Raw genomic sequence first — 6,100 nt, 5'->3', positions numbered from 1 at the left:
CACACCAGCGCGTCGGCGGTGTGCGCGTTGGCCATGTACTCCACGGAATCGGCGATGATCTCGCGGCTGGGCAGCGAGTAAAGCATGCCGCCGTGTCCCATGGCGATACCGTCGTCGACGGCGATGGTGTGGAATTCGCGCGGTACGCCGCCCGCCTCCCGGACCGCCTCGGCCACGATCTCCCCGACATCCTTGAGATGGACGTGCCCGGGCACGAACTGGGTGTAGGAGTTGGCGATCGCGACGATCGGCTTACCGAAATCGGAGTCGGTCATACCGGTGGCCCGCCACAGGGCGCGGGCGCCGGCGGCATTGCGGCCGATGGTGGTCGTGCGGGAACGAAGCGGTGGCATGGATGTCCTCGGTCTGGTCGCGGGGGCTGAAAGTTGCGACGGCGCCGTACCACCCGGCGGCAGGTGACCGCGGTCCGGGCGATCGGCGATTCTCCAGGCTACTCCCGTTCGGAAGTCGACTCGGGGTCGGTATCGGCCGTGGTCCGGCCGGTGTCCGCGGCGGCGGAGTCGCCGTTCGCGGGGGTCGCGCCGGACTCGCTGCCGGGCGCGGTGTCGTCGGCCGCGGCGGATTCGGAGGTCGTCTCCGGGTCGGGGATCGCGAAGGGGTCGGGGATTCGCCCGCCCGACGCGTCGACCAGATCGCGCAGCCGGTCGTAGCTTACCGCCGGCAGCGGCACCTCGCTGTCGTCGTCGAGATGGACGCGCACGTAACCGCGCTTGGGAATGCCGACACCTTTGAGGCGCTCCCAGTCGATATGCCGGGAGGAGAACGCCGACCGCAGGTCCAGCCCGTCCGGCGACACCGTGGTCTGGGCACGCAGGATGTAGTAGAGGACCGCCAGCGGAATGAGCGCCAGCCAGAACAGTCCGGCGGGCCAGCCGACGATCGGGAAGAACACGCACATCGCCAGGATGAACACGCCCAGGAACGACAGCCGTGTCATGCGGATCACACGGGTCGGTCCCGGCGGCGCCGTATCGCCACCCGTTACCGCCGCGGTCGCGGGGTTGTGGGACGATTCAGGTGGTGGCACGGACTGATGCGGTGATGACACACCACCATCCTCGCATCACGGTGGACGGGCGTGAGCACCCGCTACCTTCTCACATAATGGGAAGTCAGCGGTCAGCTGTTTGACTCTGCACCGCACGCACACATACCGTCATGCGCGTGAATCGAAACGAGTTGCTCGTAATCGGCCGGCGCGTCCAGCGCTGAGCCCGACGATCCGGAGACGAATACGTCAGCTCGCACTGCGACGCGCCACCCTCGAACAGCCGCCGGCTGTCGGGGGCTTTTTTATGTCGGGACCAGTGAACGACAAGCAGTAAGGAACCAAGACGGTGAGCGCACCAACTACTCGGCCCGGGCCCTCGGCCCGCAGGCCCGCGCCTTCGAACCCGCCGGCCGCGGCCGGCGCACCGACCACCCAGGCGAACCGCCGCCAGCTCCCGCCCGAGCGGGTCACCGGCGCGCAGTCCGTCGTACGCTCCCTCGAGGAGCTCGGCGTCGACACCGTATTCGGCATTCCCGGCGGCGCCGTCCTTCCTGTTTACGATCCGCTTTTCGACTCCACCAAGGTCCGCCACGTCCTCGTCCGTCACGAGCAGGGTGCCGGCCACGCGGCCACCGGATACGCCCAGGCCACCGGCAAGGTGGGCGTCTGTATGGCCACCTCCGGCCCCGGCGCCACCAACCTGGTGACCCCCATCGCGGACGCCCAGATGGATTCGGTGCCGATGGTCGCGATCACCGGTCAGGTGGGTCGCGCCCTGATCGGCACCGATGCCTTCCAGGAAGCCGATATCTCCGGCATCACCATGCCGATCACCAAACACAACTTCCTGATCAAGGACGGCCTGGATATCCCGCGGATGCTCGCCGAGGCCTTCTATCTGGCCTCCAGCGGACGTCCCGGGGTGGTGCTGGTGGATATCCCGAAGGACGTGCTGCAGGAGCAGACCACCTTCAGCTGGCCGCCGGAGATGCGGCTGCCCGGCTACCGCCCGGTCACCAAACCGCACGGTAAGCAGGTCCGCGAGGCGGCCCGGCTGATCGCCGAAGCCAAGCAGCCCGTGCTCTACGTGGGCGGCGGGGTGATCAAGTCGGAGGCGTCGGCGGAACTGCTGGAGCTGGCCGAACTCACCGGTATCCCGGTGGTCACCACCTTGATGGCGCGCGGCGCGTTCCCCGACAGCCACGAACTCAATATGGGTATGCCGGGTATGCACGGCACCGTGGCCGCGGTGGCCGCGCTGCAGAAATCCGATCTGCTGGTCACCCTCGGTGCCCGCTTCGACGACCGGGTCACCGGCCGGCTGGACTCCTTCGCGCCGGGCGCGAAGGTCATCCACGCCGATATCGACCCCGCCGAGATCGGGAAGAACCGGCATGCCGATGTGCCGATCGTCGGCGACTGCCGCGAGGTGCTCACCGAGCTCATCGAGACCCTGCGCGCCGATCCGGCCGGTTTCGAACTCGACCTGACCGCCTGGCGTGCCTACCTCGACGGTATCCGCGAGTCCTACCCGCTGGGCTGGACCGCCCCCTCCGACGGCGCGCTCTCGCCGGAGTACGTCATCGAGACCCTGGGCCGCCTGGCCGGGCCCGATGCCATCTACTGCGCGGGCGTCGGCCAGCACCAGATGTGGGCCGCCCAGTTCATCAAATACGAGAAGCCGCGGACCTGGCTGAACTCCGGCGGCGCCGGGACCATGGGTTACGCGGTGCCCGCCGCCATGGGTGCCAAGATGGGCGCCCCCGACCGCGAGGTGTGGGCGGTCGACGGTGACGGCTGCTTCCAGATGACCAATCAGGAGCTCGCCACCTGCGCGGTGGAGGGCGTGCCGATCAAGGTCGCGCTGATCAACAACGGCAACCTGGGCATGGTCCGCCAGTGGCAGACCCTGTTCTACGACCAGCGCTACTCCAATACCGACCTCAAGACCCACGGCCTGCGCATCCCGGATTTCGTGAAGCTCGCCGAGGCGCTGGGCTGCCACGGGATCCGGGTGGAGAAGGAAGAGGACGTCGAGGCCGCGATCCGCGAGGCCCAGTCGATCGACGACCGGCCCGTGGTGATCGATTTCATCGTCGGCAAGGACGCCCAGGTGTGGCCGATGGTCGCCGCCGGCACCAGTAACGACGAGATCATGGCGGCCCGCGGGATCCGCCCGCTGTTCGACGAGGACGAGGCGGCCGCCGAACCGGCCGTCATCCACGAGGCCATGAACCGCGAGCAGGCCGAGACCGAGGGGAACCCGTCATGAGCACCACCCACACCCTCAGCGTCCTGGTCGAGGACAAACCCGGTGTGCTCGCCCGGGTGGCCAGCCTCTTCTCCCGGCGCGGATTCAATATTGAATCCCTGGCCGTCGGCGCCACCGAGGTCAAGGAGATCTCCCGGATGACCATCGTGGTCACCGTGGATGATCTGCCGCTGGAACAGGTCACCAAACAGCTCAACAAGCTGGTGAATGTGATCAAGATCGTCGAGCAGGACCCGGACACCTCCGTGGCCCGCGAGCTGATCCTGGTGAAGGTCCGGGCCGACGCCAGTGTGCGCACCCAGGTCATCGAATCGGTGAACCTGTTCCGTGCCAAGGTCATCGATGTCTCGCCCGACGCCCTCACCGTCGAGGCGACCGGTACCCGCTCCAAGCTCGACGCGCTGCTGCGCATGCTCGAGCCGTACGGGATCCGGGAGATCGTGCAGTCCGGGGTGGTGGCCGTCGGCCGTGGACCCAAGTCCATCACCGCCACCCGCTAACCCGTGGCCGGGCGCACCCCGCGCCCGGCTGCCTCATATGCCTCGTTTACCGTTTCCCGCGTTTCGCGGGTTCGAATAAGTCAGAAGGGATACCACCAAGTGGCAGTCGAGATGTTCTACGACGACGATGCCGACCTGTCGATCATCCAGGGCCGCAAGGTCGCGGTGATCGGCTACGGCAGCCAGGGTCACGCGCATTCGCTGAGCCTGCGCGATTCGGGCGTCGAGGTGCGCATCGGCCTCAAGGAAGGCTCCAAGTCGCGGGCCAAGGCCGAAGAAGCCGGGCTGACCGTCGGCACCCCCGCCGAGGTCTCGGAATGGGCCGACGTCATCATGCTGCTGGCCCCCGACACCGCGCAGGCGTCGATCTTCACCAATGACATCGAGCCCAACCTGAAGGACGGCGACGCGCTGTTCTTCGGCCACGGCCTCAACATCCACTTCGGCCTGATCAAGCCGGCCGCCGAGATCACCATCGGCATGGTCGCCCCCAAGGGCCCGGGCCACCTGGTGCGGCGTCAGTTCGTCGACGGCAAGGGCGTGCCCGCCCTGATCGCCATCGAGCAGGACCCCAAGGGCGAGGGTCAGGCCCTGGCGCTGTCCTATGCCAAGGGCATCGGCGGCACCCGCGCCGGCGTCATCAAGACCACTTTCAAGGAAGAGACCGAAACCGACCTCTTCGGTGAGCAGGCCGTGCTCTGCGGCGGCACCGAGGAACTGGTCAAAACCGGTTTCGAGGTCATGGTCGAGGCCGGCTACGCCCCCGAGATGGCCTACTTCGAGGTGCTGCACGAGCTCAAGCTCATCGTCGACCTCATGTACGAGGGCGGGATCGCCCGCATGAACTACTCGGTCTCCGATACCGCCGAATTCGGTGGCTACCTGTCGGGCCCGCGGGTCATCGACGCCGACACCAAGAAGCGCATGCAGGACATCCTCAAGGACATCCAGGACGGCACCTTCGTCAAGCGCCTGGTCGCCAATGTCGAGGGCGGCAACAAGGAGCTCGAGGGCCTGCGCAAGCAGAACGCCGAGCACCCGATCGAGGTCACCGGCAAGAAGCTGCGCGACCTGATGAGCTGGGTGGACCGGCCGATCACCGAAACCGCCTGAGTGGTTCGCTGATCCAGCGTCGAAAAGGGCCCTTCCGCAGGTCGCGGAGGGGCCCTTTCCTGATGTTTGGGTCCGCCCCCTCGGCCGAGTAGGTAAGATGCTTGTATGGCCAAACGTAAGATAACGGTGACCATCGATGAAGAGGTCCTGGAGAAAGCGCGTGAGCTGGGCGACGCGCACTTGTCCGCCGTTGTCAACGCTGCGCTCACCGAGCATGTGGATCGGATGGCGCGGCGGGGTGCCCTCCAGGAGCTGCTCGATGGCTGGGAGCGGTCCGCCGGCCCGGTCGACGACGCCGACGCGCGCGACGCGGCTGCGGCCTTCGACGAACTCGAAGGTATCGGCTTCGGGCGTGAGATCGCCTGATGCTGCCGGTCATACTCGATTCCGCCGGCCTCTCGGCCGCGTGCGAGCCGAAGCCGCCCAAGCGGGTGCAAGCGCTTCTCGCGGAGGCGTACCGCCGCGGAAGTGAAGTTCTGACACCGGCGGTTGTCTGCGCCGAGGTCTGCCGCGGCGTCTCCCGCACCCGGCAGGTGGAAAGGTTGGTTGCCCGCATGCCGCGCGACGGTGCGGCACACCGGCCGGTGCGGATAGTGGACACCGATTTCGAACTAGCTCGTCAGGTGGGTGCGATTCTCAACAGCGCGAAGGTGGGCAGTCGATACTTGGCCGACGCGCATGTGGTCGCCGTATGCGCTCAGTTCGGCGGTGGTCTGGTGATCACCTCGGATCCCGACGACATCATGCATCTCGCCGACGCGGTACCGGCTGCGCGGATCATCACCCGCAGCCCGGAATGAGCTGGTCGGTGGGGCGGGGAACCCGGCGATATGCGGCCGCCTGATCGTGGTCGGCCCGGGGACGAACAGGAGCATTGATGTCGGCGATCACCGACGGCGCCCAGCCCGGCGACTCGTGGCCGCGGCGAGTCGGAGCGTTGTTACGGCTGATCGCGCCGCACCGGAAGGCTCTGCTGGGAGCGACAGTGCTCCTGCTGCTGGGTACCGGACTCTCGTTGGTGCAGCCGGTGCTGGCCGGCCAGGTCATCCGGGACGCGACCGCCGGTAAGACCCTGGCCTGGTCCCTGGCCGCGCTGGTCGGTGCCTATCTCTTGCACGCCGTCACCGATACCTGCGGACTGTACGTGCTCGAGCGGTCCGGCGAATCCGTGCTGCTCGCTGTGCGGAACCGACTGTCCCGGCA

Annotated in this window: 7 protein-coding genes and 1 pseudogene; 6 read left to right on the top strand and 2 right to left on the bottom strand. The window is 67.4% G+C overall.

Annotated features, from left to right (window positions below):
* Together ACWDU1_RS28050 and ACWDU1_RS28045 are read right to left on the bottom strand one after the other, a co-directional pair.
* The coding region (locus ACWDU1_RS28050) for a dihydroxy-acid dehydratase domain-containing protein (RefSeq protein WP_450003015.1) at positions 1–353 on the bottom strand (353 nt) is incomplete at its 3' end.
* A 98-nt stretch (positions 354–451) separates the two neighbouring features.
* Entirely contained in the window at positions 452–958 is a 507-nt protein-coding gene (locus ACWDU1_RS28045) for a PH domain-containing protein (protein WP_450003014.1), read from the bottom strand.
* Between the two features lie 400 nt (positions 959–1,358).
* Between ACWDU1_RS28045 and ACWDU1_RS28040 the strand changes: the two genes are divergently transcribed.
* The 6 genes and pseudogenes from ACWDU1_RS28040 to ACWDU1_RS28015 form a co-directional block, all read left to right on the top strand.
* Positions 1,359–3,284 carry an acetolactate synthase large subunit gene (locus ACWDU1_RS28040; RefSeq protein ID WP_450003012.1) on the top strand — a complete coding sequence of 642 codons (1,926 nt, stop codon included), beginning with the start codon at positions 1,359–1,361 and terminating at the stop codon, positions 3,282–3,284.
* Entirely contained in the window at positions 3,281–3,784 is a 504-nt protein-coding gene (gene ilvN, locus ACWDU1_RS28035; RefSeq protein WP_058856806.1) for an acetolactate synthase small subunit, read from the top strand. Before ACWDU1_RS28040 ends, ilvN begins: the two co-directional genes overlap by 4 nt.
* 111 nt (positions 3,785–3,895) lie before the next feature.
* A complete protein-coding gene (gene ilvC / locus ACWDU1_RS28030) occupies positions 3,896–4,897 on the top strand; it encodes a ketol-acid reductoisomerase (protein ID WP_195055121.1) in 1,002 nt (333 codons plus the stop codon).
* Positions 4,898–5,002: 105 nt separating this feature from the next.
* On the top strand, positions 5,003–5,263 hold the full coding sequence (locus tag ACWDU1_RS28025; protein WP_450003010.1) for a type II toxin-antitoxin system CcdA family antitoxin: 261 nt from the start codon (positions 5,003–5,005) through the stop codon (positions 5,261–5,263).
* The gene (locus ACWDU1_RS28020) at positions 5,263–5,697 is read left to right on the top strand and encodes a type II toxin-antitoxin system VapC family toxin (RefSeq protein ID WP_450003008.1); all 435 of its coding nucleotides are present in this window, start codon (positions 5,263–5,265) and stop codon (positions 5,695–5,697) included. The genes ACWDU1_RS28025 and ACWDU1_RS28020 overlap by 1 nt, the downstream gene beginning before the upstream one ends.
* A 77-nt stretch (positions 5,698–5,774) precedes the next feature.
* Positions 5,775–6,100 (top strand): annotated as a pseudogene (locus ACWDU1_RS28015) (hypothetical protein); the annotation flags it as partial.

The organism is Nocardia sp. NPDC003345 (assembly GCF_053589395.1).
Note: the sequence above shows the minus strand (reverse complement) of the source record. Positions and strands in the feature narration are given on the sequence as shown.

Excerpts from the sequence above, each read along its gene's own strand:
- ACWDU1_RS28045 (WP_450003014.1), bottom strand. The coding sequence starts at position 958 with ATGACACGGCTGTCGTTCCTGGGCGTGTTCATCCTGGCGATGTGCGTG.
- ilvN (WP_058856806.1), top strand. The coding sequence starts at position 3,281 with ATGAGCACCACCCACACCCTCAGCGTCCTGGTCGAGGACAAACCCGGT.
- ACWDU1_RS28025 (WP_450003010.1), top strand. The coding sequence starts at position 5,003 with ATGGCCAAACGTAAGATAACGGTGACCATCGATGAAGAGGTCCTGGAG.
- ACWDU1_RS28020 (WP_450003008.1), top strand. The coding sequence starts at position 5,263 with ATGCTGCCGGTCATACTCGATTCCGCCGGCCTCTCGGCCGCGTGCGAG.
- ilvC (WP_195055121.1), top strand. The coding sequence starts at position 3,896 with ATGTTCTACGACGACGATGCCGACCTGTCGATCATCCAGGGCCGCAAG.